The organism is Pseudomonas sp. PB120 (assembly GCF_009761815.1).
In the GTDB taxonomy this organism is placed as follows: Bacteria; Pseudomonadota; Gammaproteobacteria; order Pseudomonadales; family Pseudomonadaceae; genus Aquipseudomonas.
Window position 1 is genome coordinate 13,520 of record NZ_RWIN01000018.1, and the last position, 15,401, is coordinate 28,920.

17 protein-coding genes are annotated in these 15,401 nt (G+C 61.9%); 11 read left to right on the top strand and 6 right to left on the bottom strand.

What is annotated here, in order from left to right; all coding sequences use genetic code 11:
- Positions 1 to 17: 17 nt before the first annotated feature.
- Positions 18 to 1,121 (top strand): sigma-54-dependent Fis family transcriptional regulator, encoded by a 1,104-nt coding sequence (locus tag EJA72_RS02675; RefSeq protein WP_157709996.1) that lies wholly within the window; start codon positions 18 to 20, stop codon positions 1,119 to 1,121.
- A 159-nt stretch (positions 1,122 to 1,280) separates the two neighbouring features.
- On the opposite strand, the gene EJA72_RS02680 is transcribed toward EJA72_RS02675, so the two are convergent.
- The 3 genes from EJA72_RS02680 to EJA72_RS02690 form a co-directional block, all read right to left on the bottom strand.
- Positions 1,281 to 2,051: a MetQ/NlpA family ABC transporter substrate-binding protein gene (locus EJA72_RS02680; RefSeq protein ID WP_157709997.1), complete on the bottom strand. Its 771-nt coding sequence runs from the start codon at positions 2,049 to 2,051 to the stop codon at positions 1,281 to 1,283.
- Between the two features lie 86 nt (positions 2,052 to 2,137).
- Entirely contained in the window at positions 2,138 to 2,803 is a 666-nt protein-coding gene (locus tag EJA72_RS02685; RefSeq protein ID WP_157709998.1) for a methionine ABC transporter permease, read from the bottom strand.
- Positions 2,804 to 2,805: 2 nt separating this feature from the next.
- The gene (locus EJA72_RS02690) at positions 2,806 to 4,020 is read right to left on the bottom strand and encodes an SfnB family sulfur acquisition oxidoreductase (RefSeq protein ID WP_157709999.1); all 1,215 of its coding nucleotides are present in this window, start codon (positions 4,018 to 4,020) and stop codon (positions 2,806 to 2,808) included.
- Between the two features lie 271 nt (positions 4,021 to 4,291).
- Between EJA72_RS02690 and EJA72_RS02695 the strand changes: the two genes are divergently transcribed.
- The 10 genes from EJA72_RS02695 to EJA72_RS02740 all read left to right on the top strand — a co-directional run bounded on the left by EJA72_RS02695 (position 4,292) and on the right by EJA72_RS02740 (position 12,486).
- A complete protein-coding gene (locus tag EJA72_RS02695; RefSeq protein WP_157710000.1) occupies positions 4,292 to 4,750 on the top strand; it encodes a VOC family protein in 459 nt (152 codons plus the stop codon).
- A gap of 233 nt (positions 4,751 to 4,983) precedes the next feature.
- Complete coding sequence (locus EJA72_RS02700) at positions 4,984 to 5,871, top strand: alpha/beta fold hydrolase (protein WP_157710001.1); 888 nt, start codon at positions 4,984 to 4,986, stop codon at positions 5,869 to 5,871.
- A 357-nt stretch (positions 5,872 to 6,228) separates the two neighbouring features.
- The gene (locus tag EJA72_RS02705; RefSeq protein WP_157710002.1) at positions 6,229 to 7,422 is read left to right on the top strand and encodes a PepSY domain-containing protein; all 1,194 of its coding nucleotides are present in this window, start codon (positions 6,229 to 6,231) and stop codon (positions 7,420 to 7,422) included.
- On the top strand, positions 7,419 to 7,961 hold the full coding sequence (locus EJA72_RS02710) for a thiamine pyrophosphate-binding protein (RefSeq protein ID WP_157710003.1): 543 nt from the start codon (positions 7,419 to 7,421) through the stop codon (positions 7,959 to 7,961). The genes EJA72_RS02705 and EJA72_RS02710 overlap by 4 nt, the downstream gene beginning before the upstream one ends.
- The gene (locus EJA72_RS02715) at positions 7,958 to 8,281 is read left to right on the top strand and encodes a hypothetical protein (RefSeq protein WP_157710004.1); all 324 of its coding nucleotides are present in this window, start codon (positions 7,958 to 7,960) and stop codon (positions 8,279 to 8,281) included. Before EJA72_RS02710 ends, EJA72_RS02715 begins: the two co-directional genes overlap by 4 nt.
- Positions 8,278 to 8,850: a DUF6162 family protein gene (locus tag EJA72_RS02720; protein ID WP_157710005.1), complete on the top strand. Its 573-nt coding sequence runs from the start codon at positions 8,278 to 8,280 to the stop codon at positions 8,848 to 8,850. The genes EJA72_RS02715 and EJA72_RS02720 overlap by 4 nt, the downstream gene beginning before the upstream one ends.
- 35 nt (positions 8,851 to 8,885) lie before the next feature.
- Entirely contained in the window at positions 8,886 to 9,812 is a 927-nt protein-coding gene (locus EJA72_RS02725) for a metal ABC transporter substrate-binding protein (RefSeq protein ID WP_157710006.1), read from the top strand.
- Complete coding sequence (locus EJA72_RS02730; protein ID WP_157710007.1) at positions 9,809 to 10,684, top strand: metal ABC transporter ATP-binding protein; 876 nt, start codon at positions 9,809 to 9,811, stop codon at positions 10,682 to 10,684. The genes EJA72_RS02725 and EJA72_RS02730 overlap by 4 nt, the downstream gene beginning before the upstream one ends.
- Positions 10,684 to 11,583 carry a metal ABC transporter permease gene (locus EJA72_RS02735; RefSeq protein WP_157710008.1) on the top strand — a complete coding sequence of 300 codons (900 nt, stop codon included), beginning with the start codon at positions 10,684 to 10,686 and terminating at the stop codon, positions 11,581 to 11,583. Before EJA72_RS02730 ends, EJA72_RS02735 begins: the two co-directional genes overlap by 1 nt.
- Complete coding sequence (locus EJA72_RS02740) at positions 11,584 to 12,486, top strand: metal ABC transporter solute-binding protein, Zn/Mn family (protein WP_157710009.1); 903 nt, start codon at positions 11,584 to 11,586, stop codon at positions 12,484 to 12,486.
- Positions 12,487 to 12,937: 451 nt separating this feature from the next.
- Here EJA72_RS02740 and EJA72_RS02745 read toward each other — a convergent pair whose 3' ends face one another.
- The 3 genes from EJA72_RS02745 to EJA72_RS02755 all read right to left on the bottom strand — a co-directional run bounded on the left by EJA72_RS02745 (position 12,938) and on the right by EJA72_RS02755 (position 15,221).
- Positions 12,938 to 13,165, bottom strand: coding sequence for an MbtH family protein (locus tag EJA72_RS02745; protein WP_008033724.1), 228 nt, complete (start codon positions 13,163 to 13,165; stop codon positions 12,938 to 12,940).
- An 81-nt stretch (positions 13,166 to 13,246) separates the two neighbouring features.
- Positions 13,247 to 14,659, bottom strand: a complete 1,413-nt coding sequence (locus tag EJA72_RS02750) for an aspartate aminotransferase family protein (protein WP_157710010.1) — start codon at positions 14,657 to 14,659, stop codon at positions 13,247 to 13,249.
- A gap of 76 nt (positions 14,660 to 14,735) precedes the next feature.
- Positions 14,736 to 15,221, bottom strand: coding sequence for a GNAT family N-acetyltransferase (locus tag EJA72_RS02755; RefSeq protein WP_157710011.1), 486 nt, complete (start codon positions 15,219 to 15,221; stop codon positions 14,736 to 14,738).
- Between the last annotated feature and the right edge of the window lie 180 nt (positions 15,222 to 15,401).

Consider the following 15,401-nt stretch of genomic DNA (forward strand, 5'->3'; position numbering starts at 1 on the left):
CTCATGGAGCCTGCCCCATGCAACTGCTGACCTTACCGCCCTCACCCGCCCTGGCCACCTCGATCCGCGCCACGGCCCAGGTGTTCGAAGATCCGAAATCCCAGGCCTTGCTCGCGCACTTGCAGCAGGTCGCGCCGAGTGAAGCCAGCGTGCTGATCATCGGCGAAACCGGCACCGGCAAAGAACTTGTGGCGCGGCATATCCACAACCTCAGCGCCCGCCGCAACCGGCCGTTCGTGGCCGTGAACTGCGGTGCGTTCTCCGAATCCCTGGTGGAAGCCGAATTGTTCGGTCACGAAAAAGGCGCGTTCACCGGCGCGCTGAGCGCCAAGGCCGGCTGGTTCGAAGAGGCCGACGGCGGCACGTTGTTCCTTGATGAAATCGGCGATCTGCCGATGGCGATCCAGGTCAAGTTGCTGCGGGTGTTGCAGGAGCGCGAAGTGGTGCGACTCGGTTCGCGCAAGAGCATTCCCATCAACGTGCGTGTGCTCGCGGCGACCAACGTGCAACTGGAAAAAGCCATCAACGCCGGGCATTTTCGCGAGGATTTGTATTACCGCCTCGACGTGGTCAGCCTGGAGCTGAGCCCGCTGCGTGATCGCCCCGGCGACATCCTGCCGCTGACCCGGCACTTCGTCGAAGCCTACAGTCAGCGCCTGGGATACGGCACCGTTACCATCAGCAAAGAGGCCGAACTGAAACTGCGCAGTTACAGCTGGCCGGGCAACATCCGCGAACTGGAAAACGTCATTCACCACACGCTGTTGATTTGCCGCAACGGCGTGATCGAGCGCGACGATTTGCGCCTGTCGAACATGCGCATCGAGCGTCAGGACGATCACCAGGCCCACGTCGACGACTCGGCCCAGGCCTTGCTCGACCGCGCCTTTCAAAAGCTGTTCGAGGAACAGGCCGGTGCGCTGCACGAGAAAGTCGAAGACGCCCTGCTCCGCGCGGCCTATCGCTTCAGCCATTACAACCAGGTGCACACCGCCGCGCTGCTGGGACTGAGCCGCAACGTGACCCGTACGCGCTTGATCAAGATTGGTGAGTTGGCGGTCAACAAGCGCCGACCCACCGAAAATGTGCAGGGCGAACGGCTGATGCAGTTGTCGATTTAAGCCCACCGGGCAAACGCTGTCGGGGGGCAACTACCGGAGTCGGGGGTTGATCCTGAATAGCGGCGCGGCCATCGCGAGCAGGCTCACTCCCACATTTGGAATGCATTCCCCTGTGGGAGCGAGCCTGCTCGCGATGGCGTCCTAAAAGCCGACCGAGAATTAGAACCCCGGCGCAATCTGTCCTTTGTAGCGGGTCAGGATGAACTGGCGCACTTCATCGGAATTCAGTGCCTTGGCCAGTTTCTGCAGGCCTGGGTCATTGATGTTGTCCGGCCGCGCGACCAGAAACTCGATGTACAGGCTCTTGCCCTTCTCGACAATCAACGCGCTGTTGGTGTCGATCCCCGCTTCCAGTGCGTAGTTGGCGAACACGAACGCCAGGTCTACCTGGCTGACCGAACGCGCCAGCAACGCACCTTCCAGCTCACGAATTTTCAGGTGTTTCGGGTTTTCGAGGATGTCGCGCTGAGTCGCCAGGGTGTTGCTCGGGTCCTTGAGTTTGATCAGCCCGGCTTCGTGCAGCAAAACCAGCGCGCGACCGGTGTTCACCGGGTCATTGGGGATTGAAACGGTGGCGCCATCCTTGAGCTCGGCGATGTTTTTGATTTTGGTCGAGTACGCCCCGAACGGTTCGATGTGCACGCCGACCACCGGCACCAGGTCGGTATGGCGGGTTTTGTTGTAGTCATCGAGAAACGGCCGGTACTGGTAATAGTTGGCGTCGAGGTTCTTCAGCGCCAGTTGCTGGTTGGGCTGGATGAAGTCAGTGAAGACCTTGATGTCCAGGTCCACGCCTTCTTTTGCCAGGGTGGGTTTGACGAATTCGAGGATCTCCGCGTGCGGCACCGGCGTGGCACCGACGACGAGTTTTTCGTTGGCGTGAACGCTCAACGACACGATGGCAGCCAGAATGGCCAGGGTCTTTTTCATGGTGTGCTCCTAGGCAGATTGAGTGGCCGTCGTGGGGTGGACGTGAGGCCCGGTTGTGTTGTTTTAGGTGAAGAAAAATCGAATCGTTATCGTCGGCTGTAGCGCGCCACCAGTCGGTCGCCAGTCATCTGCAGGGCCTGGACCAGAATTAGCAGCAGCACCACGGTGACCACCATCACGTCCGTCTGAAATCGCTGGTAGCCGTAGCGAATCGCCAGGTCGCCCAGGCCCCCGCCGCCAATCACCCCGGCCATCGCCGTGTAATCCACCAGCACGATGGCGGTGACGGTGACCGCTGCCAGCAACCCGCCCCGCGCTTCGGGCAACAGGGTGTGGCGGATGATTTGCCAGGTGGTGCCGCCCATGGCCTGGGTTGCTTCCACCACCCCGCGATCGACTTCGCGCAACGCGGTTTCCACCAGCCGCGCGAAGAACGGCGTGCAACCGACCACCAGCGGCGGAATGGTCCCCGGCACGCCCAGCGAAGTGCCGACCAGCAAGGTGGTCAGGGGAATCAGCACGATCAGCAAAATGATGAACGGCAGCGAACGCAGCATGTTCACGATCACCGACAACACCCGGTACACGCCGACCGCTTCGTGCAACTGGCGCTTGCCGGTCAGGAACAGCACCACGCCCAGCGGCAATCCCAGCAGCACGGTAAAACCGAGGGCTGCGCCGAGCATGCTCAGGGTGTCGAGGCAGGCCTGGGCGATGTCGGCCCAGTAAATGTTTTTCAGCAGCTCGGCCATGATCAGGACCAGTCGTGGCGCGGCGGCTTGACGCCGTTGAGCAGCCAGTTGCCGACCACGTGGTACTTCCAGCGCACCGGATCATGCAGCGTGTGCACCCGAGCGTTGCGCCAGTGGCGGTCGAAGTTGTGCTTCTTCAACGTCGAGCGGGTACCGCCCAGTTCGAAGAGTTTGTTGCTGGCCTCGATGGCGATTTCCGTGGTCAACACTTTGGCCTTGGCCACCGCGAGGGACGCGTGGGCGACGTTGTCTTCATCGGGTGCCGAACGCGCCGCATCCAGTGCTTTGCCGGCGCGTTCGAGCAAGGCTTCGGCCGCTTCCAGACGAATCTCCAGACCGCCGACCTGAATGATGGTCAACGGGTCTTCGCTGGCTTTTTCGACACCGGCATCAATCCACGGCCGGGCAAATTGCTGAACGAACGCGATGGTGTCGCGCAGGGCTGCACGGGCAATGCCGGCATCGATGGCGGCGGTGGTCAATTGCGCGAAGGGGCCGGCCAGGGTCGGGCTTTCATACGAGCGATAGGTCGGGAACAGGTTGAACGCCGGGACGTGCAAGTCCTCGGCGAGCACGGTGCCGCTGGACGTGGTGCGCTGACCGATGCTGTCCCAGTCGTCGACAATCACCAGCCCTTGGGTCCCGCGCTCGACAAACGCCAATTGCCCCTTCTGCTCTTCATCCAGCGCGAGCACCGCCAGCCAATGGGCGTACAGCGAACCGGTGCAATAGCCCTTGCGCCCATTGATCACATGGCCATCGCCATAACGGCGAATGGTCGCCTGAATGTCCTGCACATTCTTCCCGCCGGTTTCCGACAAGGCGTTGGCAAAGCGATGGCCTTGCAGCGCCAGTGCGAAGAAATGCGCTTGCTGCTCCGGAGTGCCTTGCAGGCGAATGTCTTCCAGCAGGCAGTAGTGGTTTTGCGGGATCTGCCCCAAGGACGGATCGGCCGCCGAGATGATGGCGATAACCTGCGCCAACACCGCGTAAGACACCTGCGCGCCACCGAATTCCTTCGGCACGCTGATGCCCCACAAACCGCTGTTGGAATACAAGTCGACGATCTCGGCGGGCACCTGGCGGCTGCGGTCACGCTCGGCGTCTTGCTGCAATAGCACCGCTGCGACGCGCTCAGCCACGCGCAAGGCTTCGGCTTCATCGGCGATCCGATGGGCGGCCGGTGGATTGATCGGGTAAACGGCAGATTCAGGCATACAAGTCTCTCGGTACACAGTGTTTACCGGAGGACATTGCAGCTTCTGTGCCTGACTGCCGCAGCCAGTGTTTTCGGGCGTTTCAGGGGGGTTTAGAGGGCTTTTCGAGAACAAACCAGCGCAATCTGTTGCTTCGCTGTTGATGGCTGAACAGTAGCGTTGCTGCTCGTCGGGCACTCGGCTGGGTCAAAAAGGGCTGACCTATATTTAATCGGCCGGGAATCGGCGAAGGATTACCGTCCACCCAAAACAATAGTCAGGGAGATCCATCATGAGCGTCAAACCCATTCCAGAGGGGTATCACAGCATCACCCCGTACCTGGGCATCAAGAAAGCGGCCGAAGCCATCGACTTCTACAAAAAAGCCTTCGGCGCCATCGAAGTCATGCGCCTGTCCATGCCCGACGGCGGCATCGGCCATGCCGAACTGCGCATCGGCGACTGCCCGATCATGCTCGGCACACCGTGCGATCAGGGACCGCTGAGCAACCCGGACAACTCACCGTCCGTGGGCCTGCATCTGTACGTGACGGATGTGGATAAGTCCTATCAGCAGGCGATTGCTGCCGGCGGCACGGTGGTGTCCGAGGTCAAGGATCAGTTTTATGGCGACCGTTCGGGCACCTTGAAAGATCCGTATGGGCATTTGTGGTTCCTGGCCACGCGCAAGGAAGATTTGACCCAGGCGCAGATCGAGCAGCGGGCGAAGGAGATGTTTCAGCAGGGTTGAGATCCAGGGTGCCTGATCGGGCCTCATCGCGAGCAGGCTCGCTGCCACAGGGTATGGTGTACGCAGTTCCATTGTGGGAGTGAGCCTGCTCCGGGCGGCGTTCCGACGATGAGGCCGTCAGCGACAACACCCATCCCTTGAACACACTTCATGAACAATCGCACCACGCGTTGCGCCTTGCCCTAACCTCGCAACACTTTCAGGATGCAGGCAATTACAACAAGGAGACCTCCATGTTTGCCGGATTCCTGAAAGACCAGCGCCACGTCAACGGCGTGGACATCGCCTACCGCATCGGCGGCAGCGGGCCGGGCCTGTTGCTGCTGCACGGTCACCCGCAGACCCACGTCATCTGGCACAAGGTCGCCGAACAACTGGCCGCGCATTTCACCGTGGTCGCTGCCGACTTGCGCGGTTATGGCGACAGCAGCAAACCGCTGGCGGACGATCACCACGCACACTATTCCAAACGGGAAATGGCCAAGGACGGCGTCGAGCTGATGAAGTCCCTGGGCTTCGAGCAGTTCTCGGTGCTGGCCCATGACCGTGGCGCCCGCGTGGCCCATCGCCTGGCGCTGGACCATCCGCATGCCGTGCAACGCATGGTGCTGCTGGACATCGCGCCAACGCTGTCGATGTACGCACAAACCAACGAAGCCTTTGCCCGCGCCTATTGGCACTGGTTCTTCCTGATCCGCCCGGCGCCGCTGCCGGAAACCCTGATCGAAGCCGACCCCGAGTCCTATCTGCGCAGTGTGATGGGCAGTCGCAGCGCCGGGCTGAAACCGTTCACGCCCGAGGCCTTTGGCGAATACCTGCGCTGCCTGACACTGCCGGGCACCGCTCGCGGGATCTGCGAGGACTACCGCGCGAGCGCGAGTATCGATCTTGAACATGACCGCGCGGATATCGACGCAGGGCATCATTTGAACCTGCCATTGCTGGTGCTGTGGGGCGCCGAAGGCACGGTCGGGCGCTGCTTCGAGCCGCTTAAGGAATGGCAACTCGTGGCCACCGATGTGCGTGGCAAAGCGTTGCCTGCGGGGCATTACATCGCTGAAGAAGCGCCCGAGCTGTTGCTTGCAGAGGTGCTGGAGTTTTTGCGCTTAGCCAGGAGGTAAACACAGATCCTTTGTGGAAACCGGGCTTTGTGGCGAGGGGATTTATCCCCGTTCGGCTGCGCAGCAGTCGCAAATACGGTGAATGCGGTTCATCCGAAATACCGTGGTCGATTCAGGGCCGCTTCGCGCCCCAACGGGGATAAATCCCCTCGCCACAAGGGTAACCTCCCGCAAGGGAACTACGTCCACTGAAACGCGAAACATTTTCTTTCATATCCCGCTTCGGGATTCTCGATGCTCATTCGTCTTATAGAGATGCAGCCAGGCCGCGTAGGCAAAAGCCACGCCTGGCTTTCAGTGACCTCAGCGCTACGAAGCCCGTAGCAGAGGCCTCTCATCGATACAAGACTGTGAATCATGTCGAAGAAATCCCGTTCCAAACTCTGGTTCCTGGTCCATAGCTGGCTGGCCTTGCCGATCTGGTTTTTTGTTTTGATCGTCTGCGTCACTGGCACCCTGGCGGTGGTCAGTCAGGAAATCGTCTGGCTGGCCAACCCGCAAATGCGCGCCAGCCAGCCTTCGGACGATGCGCCGCTGCTCAGCTATGACCAGATCATCGCCGCCATCAAGAAAGCCGAGCCCAACACCCTGGTCGAAAGCATCAGCCGGCCCGACGAATCGCATTTCGCACTCGACGTCAGCGTCAGCTATCCCGATGGCCGTTCGGTCAGCGTCTACGTCAACCCGTACAGCGGCGTCATCCAGGGCACCGCCCCGCCCTTCAATTTCCAGGCATTCACGCGCGCCCTGCATGGCTGGTGGCTGGTGCCGTTCACCAATGGCTACAGCTGGGGCTGGTACCTGGTGTCGTTTTTGAGCCTGCCGTTGCTGGCGTCACTGGTCACCGGGCTGGTGGTCTACAAGCGTTTCTGGAAGGGCTTCTTGCGACCGACGTTGCGCATTCGCCACGGCGCACGGATTTTCTGGGGCGACTTTCATCGGCTCAGCGGCATCTGGTCGATCTGGTTCATCGCGGTGATTTCCATCACCAGCACCTGGTTCCTGATTGAAGCCTTCATGTTCGATAATCAGATCTCGATTTCCACCGCACCGGTGGCGGCCGTGGTCCCCCGCGAAAGCGTGCCGCTGACCGCCGATGGCGCGCGGGCGCCGATGATCAGCCTGGAAACAGCCATTCGCGAGGTCAAGGCGCGCATCCCCGGCCTGGACGAAAGCTTTGTCAGCCTGCCGGCCAATGCTTACAGCTACCTGTCGGTAGGCGGGCGCAGCTGGTACCCGCTGATGTACCAGACGGCCGACATCAACCCGTACACCGGCGAAATCGCCGCCACCCGTTTGCTGTCGGACCGCTCGGGGCTGGAGTTCGTGACCGAGTCCATGCGCCCGCTGCACACCGGCGATTTCGGCGGTCTCTGGATCAAACTGATCTGGTTCTTCTTCGGCCTGATCCTGAGCATGATGGTCCTCAGCGGCCTGTTGATCTGGACCAAGCGCACGGCCCTGGCCACGGCCAATGCGCTGAAGCGAAAAGACAAGCGCCCGCGTGCCACCGCAGTTCTCCCCGGCGAAACTTCGGAGGCCAGCCAATGAGCCTGCTCGTCAGTGACAAGCCGACCTCGACGCTAAGCCGTTTCTGGCATAAATGGCGCTTCCACCTCAACGTTCTGCTGTTGCTGGTGCCGCTGGGGTTCATGCCCAAGTACTTCGCCGATGCCGCCCTGTTTCGCGGCGATACCGGATTGGGTGAGCGTGAAATCGGCGAGGTTCAAGTCGGGCCGTGGAGCCTGCGCCTGGCCGAGTTGCGCAACGAAGAACCAAGGCTCGATGGCCCGGCCGGCTACATGAAAAGCTTCAACGCAGCGCTGTGCGACAGCTGTCGCGACCAGGTCAAAGCCACTTACCTGCGCATCGGCAAACCGCGCAGCCTGCGCGCCGCCGGGGTGATTTTCTTCGGTACGCCGTACCGCATGAGCGCGATGGTGCCGATCCCGGAAAAAACCAAAGCCGACGCCGAGCTGTGGATCACCCTGGAAGGCTGGGACGGCGCCGTGCATCAAGCGTCCATTCCCCTGAGCCAGGCATCCCCGGCCACCGTCGCGTGGCTGAACAAACAAGGAGGCAAACCATGACCTTTCGACCTCAGAGCGCCGTGTTGCTGATGCTGTGCACCGGTTTCAGCGCCAGTGCCCTGGCTCACAACCCGATGTGCGAATGCAAAGCCCTCGACGCCGAACAGATCCAGTGCACCGGCGGTTTCTCCGACGGCAGCGGCGCGCCAGGGGTGACCCTGGATGTGATCGGCTACGACGAAACCATTCTGGTGCCGGGCAAGCTCGGTGCCGATTCGAAGCTGACCTTCAAAAAACCCGGCGCCGAGTTCTACGTGCTGTTCGACGCGGGCCCCGGCCACGTGGTCGAGATCGACCAAGCGGACATCGAAGCCCCATGAGTACACCGACCACGCAAGTCGTGCGCCCGGCCGGTGCCGGCCATGAAACCCTGTACGTGTTGCTGTTGTGCGTGATGATCCTCGCCGTCGCGGCCTCGGTGGTCGCCTGGCGCCATGAATCCCAGGAAACCAGCCACATCAGCAGCCATCAACTGGATGCACGCCGCGACCTGAGCGCTTCCGAGCAAGGCATCTACGCCGACCTGCGGGTGACGCTGGACGAGGTTCACCTGTTGCGCCAGGAACACAACACCCTGCCGACACCTGAAGCCCTGGCCGATGAAGGTTTTGCGCCGTTCGCCCAGGACGCCAGCTCCGTCAGCCGTGGCGGACATGCCTGGCACTTGCTCAACGCCCAGGCGTATTTCGGCCAGAGCCAGTCGCCTGCCGTGGCCGGTTCTTTTCTGATGCGCCTGACCGCTGACGACGAGGCGCCAGACATTTGGCTCAACCGCGCCGTCGACCTCAAAGCCCCGACCGACCTCGCCGACGCCGCGCTCGAAAGCGCCGGCTGGCAGCAGATCGTCGCGCAATTCGATGCCGGCGTGACCCGCCAGCACCGGCATTGAACCCTCGCCTTCACCCGAGAGAAGACCGCTTTCCCATGCCCATTCCATCTCAACGTCCATTCCTGCGCCTGCTGCTGGTCAGCCTGCTCGCCTGCCTGCTGACGCCACTGGCGAACGCCGACGAGGCCAAGCGCCTGCGCATCGGCATCACCCTGCACCCTTATTACAGCTACGTGGCAAACATCGTCGGCGACAAGGCCGACGTGGTGCCGCTGATTCCGGCCGGCTTCAATCCGCATGCCTACGAGCCCCGCGCCGAAGACATCAAGCGCATCAGCGGGCTCGATGTGATCGTGCTCAACGGCGTCGGGCATGACGACTTCGCCGACCGCATGATCGCTGCCAGCGAAACCCCGAACATTCCAGTGATCGAAGCCAACGAAAACGTGCCGCTGCTGGCCGCCACCGGGGTCGCCGCGCGCGGTGCCGGCAAAGTCGTCAACCCGCACACGTTCCTGTCGATCAGCGCCTCCATCGCCCAGGTCAACAACATCGCCCGCGAGCTCGGCAAACTGGACCCGGCCAACGCCAAGACCTACACCCAGAACGCCCGCGCCTACGGTAAACGGCTGCGGCAGATGCGCGCCGATGCCCTGGCGAAACTGACCCAGGCACCGAACGCCGAACTGCGCATAGCCACGGTGCACGCGGCGTACGACTACCTGCTGCGTGAATTCGGCCTGGAAGTGACGGCGGTGGTCGAACCGGCCCACGGCATCGAGCCAAGTCCGAGCCAGTTGAAGAAGACCATCGATCAACTGCGGGAACTGGACGTGAAAGTGATCTTCTCGGAGATGGATTTCCCGTCCACTTACGTCGAGACCATTCAACGTGAGTCCGGGGTGAAGCTGTACCCGCTGTCGCACATTTCCTACGGCGAATACACCGCCGACAAGTACGAAAAGGAAATGACCGGCAACCTCAACACCGTGGTGCGGGCGATTCAGGAGTCCGGGGCATGACAGCCAAAGAAATCATCGATACCCCTGATTCCCCCAATCCCCCTGTGGGAGCGAGCCTGCGCGCGATGGCGGTGGGTCAGTCAACATCATCGTCGAATGACACACAGCCATCGCGAGCAGGCTCGCTCCCACAGGTCGCAGGCATTGAGTCAGTGACATCAGCGGGGCCGACGCTGGATTTTGCGCAGGTCAGTTTGACGCTGGGCCGCACGACCATCCTCGACAACGTGACCTTCCAGGTCCAACCCGGCAGCGTGCACGCACTGGTCGGCCCCAACGGTGGCGGCAAGAGTTCGCTGATCAAGACCCTGCTCGGGCAGATGCCCCATCAGGGCCGCTTGAGCCTGCAATGGCCTGGCGCACCCGGCACCATCGGCTACGTACCGCAAGCCCTGGAGTTTGATCGCGGCTTGCCGATGACCGTCGACGATTTCATGGCGGCCATGAGTCAGCGCCGTCCAGCGTTCCTTGGTTTGAGCAAACACTACGCGGCGGCGATTGGCGAAGCGCTGGAACGGGTCGGCATGCAGGACAAGCGCAAACGCCGCATGGGCGCCCTGTCTGGTGGCGAGCGTCAGCGTGTGTTGCTCGCCCAAGGGCTGATCCCGGCGCCGCAATTGCTGGTGCTCGACGAACCGATGTCGGCCCTCGATGAGGCCGGCATCCAGGTGTTCGAACGGCTGCTCGGTGACTGGCGCCAGAGCGGCATCACGGTGCTGTGGATCGAGCATGACCTGGAAGCGGTCGGACGTTTGGCGGATCGGGTCACCGGGCTCAATCGCCGGGTGCTGTTCGATGCCACGCCGAAACAGGCGCTGACGCCGGAACGCCTGCTGACCCTGTTCTCGACCCACCCACGGAGCGCTGCCTGATGAGTTATGAAGCCTTTCGCTTGATGGTTCAGGGCTGGGCGTCTTCGGGTTATCTGCCTGAGGCGCTGGCCTACGGATTTGTAGTCAACGCGCTGCTCGCCGGTCTGCTGATCGGCCCGGTGCTGGGCGGTTTGGGCACGCTGGTGGTGGTCAAGCGTTTCGCGTTTTTCTCTGAAGCCGTGGGGCATGCGGCGCTGACCGGTGTGGCCATCGGCATTCTGCTCGGCGAACCGTACACCGGGCCTTTTGGCAGCCTGTTCGGCTACTGCCTGCTGTTCGGCATTTTGCTCAACTACCTGCGCAACCGCACGGGCCTGGCGCCGGACACGCTGATCGGCGTGTTCCTGTCGGTGTCGTTGGCATTGGGCGCGAGTTTGCTGCTGATTCTGGCGGGCAAGATCAACGTGCACATCCTGGAAAACGTGCTGTTTGGTTCCGTGCTGACCGTCAATGGCAATGACCTGCTGGTGCTGGCCATCGTCGGTTCACTGGTCATGGCGTTGGCCTTGCCGTTGTACAACCGCATCATGCTCGCCAGTTTCAACCCGCAACTGGCGGCGGTGCGCGGCGTGGCCGTGAAGACCCTGGATTACCTGTTCGTGATTCTGGTGACGCTGATCACCGTGGCGGCGGTGAAAGTCATCGGCGCGATTCTGGTCGGTGCCTTGCTGGTGATTCCGGCAGCGGCGGCGCGTTTGTTGAGCCAGTCGCTGAAGGGGTTTTTCGGGTGCTCGGTGCTGATTGCCACCGTCAGCACGTTGTGCGGGATTCTCGCGCCGATCGTGTTTGACCTGCCTGTCCCGTCCGGCGCCGCGATCATTCTGGTGGCCGGTATCGCCTTCGCCCTCGCCGCCATTGCGCGCGGCGTCGTCCCCAGCCTGAAAGGGAACCTCGGATAAATGTCATTTTCTCTGCGTCAACTGACCCTGGCCGTCGCCCTGTGCGGGCTGGTGAATACGGCCCTAGCAGCGGACAGCGCCAAACCGTTGCACGTGCTGGCGTCCCTGCCGATCACGTTCGGTTTGGGCGAAGTGTTGCTCAAGGGCACGAACGTCACCCTTGAACACGCGGCTCCGGCGAACCTGCCCGGCAGCCGGCAGACTGCTTTCTTCACCGGCCGTGGCGCCCCGGCACTGGCCAGACTGGCGACCGACGCCGATGCGGTGATCGGGCTGCGCTCGCTGTGGGCGGATGATCCGCTGTACCCGATGTCCCGGCGCAGCAATATTCGTATCGTCGAAGTCGATGCCGCGCGCCCGGTGGACGGTGCCCTGCCCGGTATCGCGGTGCAGCCGGGCAACAAGGTCGATGGGTTGAACAGTCAGCCGTGGTTGTCCAGCAACAACATGGGGCGCATGGCGGACGTGATAGCGGCGGACCTGGTGCGCCTGGCACCGGCTGCGAAGCCGGTGATCGAGGCCAACCTGGCGGCTCTGAAACAACGTTTGCTCAAGCTCAGCGCCGACAGCGAGGCGCGGCTGGCCAGTGCTGACAACCTGAGCGTTATGAGCCTGAGCGATCACTTTGGTTACCTGATTGGTGGGCTCAATCTGGAACTGATCGGCCTTGATGCGCGGCCGGATGCCGAGTGGACGCCTGAGGCTTTGAAGCAATTGGGTTCCACGCTCAAGGACAATGCCGTGGCGGTGGTGTTGCATCATCGGCAGCCTTCGGAGGCGGTGAAAGCGGTGATTGCTGGAGCTGGCAGCCGGTTGGTGGTGTTGAACGTGGATGGGGCGGATCCGGTGGGTGAGCTGGAAGGGAATTTGGATTTGGTGATCAAGGGGTTGGGTGGGGCTTGATTTTGGTTGGACATATCCATTTTTGCGGTAACGGCTGCTAATGGTTTCGCTCTTACGGCGAGTCACTTTTCCAAGAGCCGGAGTGCCGGCCCAGCGAAAAGTAAGCAAATGGCACTTTCCCCACCACTTGGTGCCTCGATCAAAAGCAAAGCAAGGCGGCCTGAAAGCCGACCTGATTCTGCTGATGCGCGCACCTCCCTGTGGGAGCCAGCCTGCTGGCGATGGACGTCAACGATAACGCGCCCTGTCTGGATGATCGCGGTGTCTATGCGTCCATCGCCAGCAGGCTGGCTCCCACATTTGATTGGGGTGCAGCGGCGAGAGATCAGTTGACTGTCAGGCCGCCATCGCGAGCAGGCTCACTCCCACAGGGGATCGGCGGCGTACCTGACAGGCGCAAAAAAGCCCGCTGACCTTCACGGGTCCAGCGGGCTTCTTCAAGCGCGAAAGCTTAGTGAGCCACCGCCGCCTGCTCTTCCATCTTCTTGCGCAAACTCAATGGACGCATATCCGTCCAGGTTTCTTCAATGTACGCCAGGCACTCCTTCTTCAGCCCGCTTTTGCCCACGGTACGCCAACCCTCAGGCACGGCTTTGTAGTCGGGCCAGATCGAGTATTGCTCTTCGTGGTTGACCACGACCTGAAAGAGGATGTCCTCGCGGTCGAATACTGACGTCATGGTGTCTCTCCATCGCTGTAGGGTGGGCTGCACGCCGTGCGCAGCCGGTATGTAGAAGGAACGTTCGGGATGCCGGAAAATTTAGAGGCTGGCAGTGGCAGCGGCCATCGCCCGGCCGAAAATCTCGGCCACCCGGTCGATTTCACCGGCAGTGATCACCAACGGCGGCAGGAAGCGCACCACGCCACCGTGCCGACCGCCCAACTCCAGAATCAGCCCACGCTTGAGGCATTCACGCTGCACCAGCGGCGCCAGTCGAGCGAAGATCGGTGGATGCCCTTGGGCATCCGGCGCGCCGGACGGATCAACCAGTTCTACGCCAAGCATCAAGCCGCGACCGCGAATATCACCGAGTTGCGGGAAATCTCGCTGCAGGATGCACAGGTGTTCGCTCAAGCGTTCGCCCATGGCGGTGGCGTGCTCACAGACTTTATGTTCGACCAGATAACGCATCACCGCCGAGCCCGCGGCCATCGCCATCTGATTGCCACGGAAGGTCCCGGCATGGGCTCCCGGCAACCAGGTGTCGAGCCATTCGCGGTAAACCACCACCGCCAGCGGCAGGCTGCCGCCGATGGCTTTGGACATCACCACCACGTCCGGAATGATCCCCGCGTGTTCGAAGGCAAACATCTTGCCGGTGCGGGCAAACCCGCTCTGGATCTCGTCGACGATCAGCGCCACGCCCGCCTTTTCGGTGATACGTCGTACACCGCGCAGCCAGTCGAGATCCGCCGGGATCACCCCGCCCTCGCCCTGCACCGCTTCAACAATCACCGCCGCCGGCAACTGCACGCCGGCCTCGGGATCGTTGAGCAGGTTTTCCAGGTAACTCAGGTTGACCTGCACCCCTTGCGCGCCACCGAGGCCGAACGGGCAACGGTAATCGTACGGATAGGGCATGAACTGCACGCCACTGCTGAGCAAGGCACCCAAGGGTTTTTTCGGCCCCAGACTGCCCATCAGGCTTAGGGCGCCCTGGCTCATGCCGTGATAACCGCCCTGGAACGACAACACGGTGCTGCGCCCGGTGGCGGTGCGCACCAGTTTCAGTGCGGCTTCCACGGCGTCGGTGCCCGTCGGGCCACAGAACTGGACCTTCGCTTCAGCGGCCAGGGCCGGCGGCAGCAGACCGAACAGGTCCTGGACGAACTGATCCTTGACCGGCGTGGTCAGGTCGAGGGTGTGCAGCGGCAGTTCATCGGTCAGCACTTGCTGGATCGCGGCGATCACCACCGGATGGTTATGCCCCAACGCCAACGTCCCGGCGCCCGCCAGGCAATCGATGAAACGGCGGCCTTCGACGTCTTCAACATAAATACCCTTGGCGCGTTTGAGTGCCAGGGGTATGCGGCGCGGGTAGCTGCGGGCATTGGATTCCTGCTGGCTCTGGCGCGCCAGCAATGGCGATTCGTTGAATTGATAAAGCGTTTCGGCCGGCGCCGGCGTAATCCGGGCCGACTGATCTTCCATAAGGCTGGTAGCGACTGACATCTCTCGACCCCTCAAAAAGGTTTTCCTGTTGTGGAAACGCATCAGCACGCCGAGGATTTAGACCCGTGATCAGCTTTCATGAAGGGGGCGACAGGCCTTTGTGCATGGGAATGGCCTGAAGCCCGGCGACCGTGAAGGTTTCAGCGCAAGGCTGGTAACCCAAGTGCCGGTAAAACGCTTCGCTGGTGCGGGTGCTGTTGAGCAGTGCCTGGCGCAGGCCCCGATTGATCAACCAGCCTTCGAGGTCGCGCACCAGCGCTTGCCCGGCGCCACGCCGGAACCATTCCGGCTGCACGTAACAGAACGCGACCTTGCCGCTGATGGCCGCCATCGCGACGCCGACCGGTTTGTCCTGCAACAGAGCGATGTTCAGGTACAGCCGTTGGTCGGTCAGCCAGGCACTGATGTGTTCGGTGGTTTTGGTGTGAGTCCAGGCGGCGACGATTTTTGCGTCGTTGCGGTGGTCGAGCGCGCAGCCGACGCGGATGGAACGCTCGACGATCCGGCTGATGATGCCGGCGTCGGCGGGGGTTGCAGGGCTGATGTGAATCGATGCATTCATGGCGCTGTGACCTCAATCCATTGAGAAAAAGCTGCCGGGGACGATAGCGCCGGTGCAGGCCGGATGGCCAATGGAGAGACGTTACATTTGATGAACGTCCCAGCCCCCTGTAGGAGCGAGCCTGCTCGCGATAGCGTCCGTACAGTCAACATCAGCATTGAATGTCAGGACGCCATCGCG

What these genes read in the sequence shown, in the direction of transcription:
- EJA72_RS02695 (WP_157710000.1), top strand. Translation starts at nt 4,292, where the DNA reads ATGAGCGTCAAACCCATTCCAGAGGGGTATCACAGCATCACCCCGTAC.
- EJA72_RS02700 (WP_157710001.1), top strand. Translation starts at nt 4,984, where the DNA reads ATGTTTGCCGGATTCCTGAAAGACCAGCGCCACGTCAACGGCGTGGAC.
- EJA72_RS02730 (WP_157710007.1), top strand. Translation starts at nt 9,809, where the DNA reads ATGACAGCCAAAGAAATCATCGATACCCCTGATTCCCCCAATCCCCCT.
- EJA72_RS02750 (WP_157710010.1), bottom strand. Translation starts at nt 14,659, where the DNA reads ATGTCAGTCGCTACCAGCCTTATGGAAGATCAGTCGGCCCGGATTACG.
- EJA72_RS02705 (WP_157710002.1), top strand. Translation starts at nt 6,229, where the DNA reads ATGTCGAAGAAATCCCGTTCCAAACTCTGGTTCCTGGTCCATAGCTGG.
- EJA72_RS02745 (WP_008033724.1), bottom strand. Translation starts at nt 13,165, where the DNA reads ATGACGTCAGTATTCGACCGCGAGGACATCCTCTTTCAGGTCGTGGTC.
- EJA72_RS02725 (WP_157710006.1), top strand. Translation starts at nt 8,886, where the DNA reads ATGCCCATTCCATCTCAACGTCCATTCCTGCGCCTGCTGCTGGTCAGC.
- EJA72_RS02680 (WP_157709997.1), bottom strand. Translation starts at nt 2,051, where the DNA reads ATGAAAAAGACCCTGGCCATTCTGGCTGCCATCGTGTCGTTGAGCGTT.
- EJA72_RS02720 (WP_157710005.1), top strand. Translation starts at nt 8,278, where the DNA reads ATGAGTACACCGACCACGCAAGTCGTGCGCCCGGCCGGTGCCGGCCAT.
- EJA72_RS02685 (WP_157709998.1), bottom strand. Translation starts at nt 2,803, where the DNA reads ATGGCCGAGCTGCTGAAAAACATTTACTGGGCCGACATCGCCCAGGCC.
- EJA72_RS02715 (WP_157710004.1), top strand. Translation starts at nt 7,958, where the DNA reads ATGACCTTTCGACCTCAGAGCGCCGTGTTGCTGATGCTGTGCACCGGT.
- EJA72_RS02710 (WP_157710003.1), top strand. Translation starts at nt 7,419, where the DNA reads ATGAGCCTGCTCGTCAGTGACAAGCCGACCTCGACGCTAAGCCGTTTC.
- EJA72_RS02675 (WP_157709996.1), top strand. Translation starts at nt 18, where the DNA reads ATGCAACTGCTGACCTTACCGCCCTCACCCGCCCTGGCCACCTCGATC.
- EJA72_RS02740 (WP_157710009.1), top strand. Translation starts at nt 11,584, where the DNA reads ATGTCATTTTCTCTGCGTCAACTGACCCTGGCCGTCGCCCTGTGCGGG.
- EJA72_RS02690 (WP_157709999.1), bottom strand. Translation starts at nt 4,020, where the DNA reads ATGCCTGAATCTGCCGTTTACCCGATCAATCCACCGGCCGCCCATCGG.
- EJA72_RS02755 (WP_157710011.1), bottom strand. Translation starts at nt 15,221, where the DNA reads ATGAATGCATCGATTCACATCAGCCCTGCAACCCCCGCCGACGCCGGC.
- EJA72_RS02735 (WP_157710008.1), top strand. Translation starts at nt 10,684, where the DNA reads ATGAGTTATGAAGCCTTTCGCTTGATGGTTCAGGGCTGGGCGTCTTCG.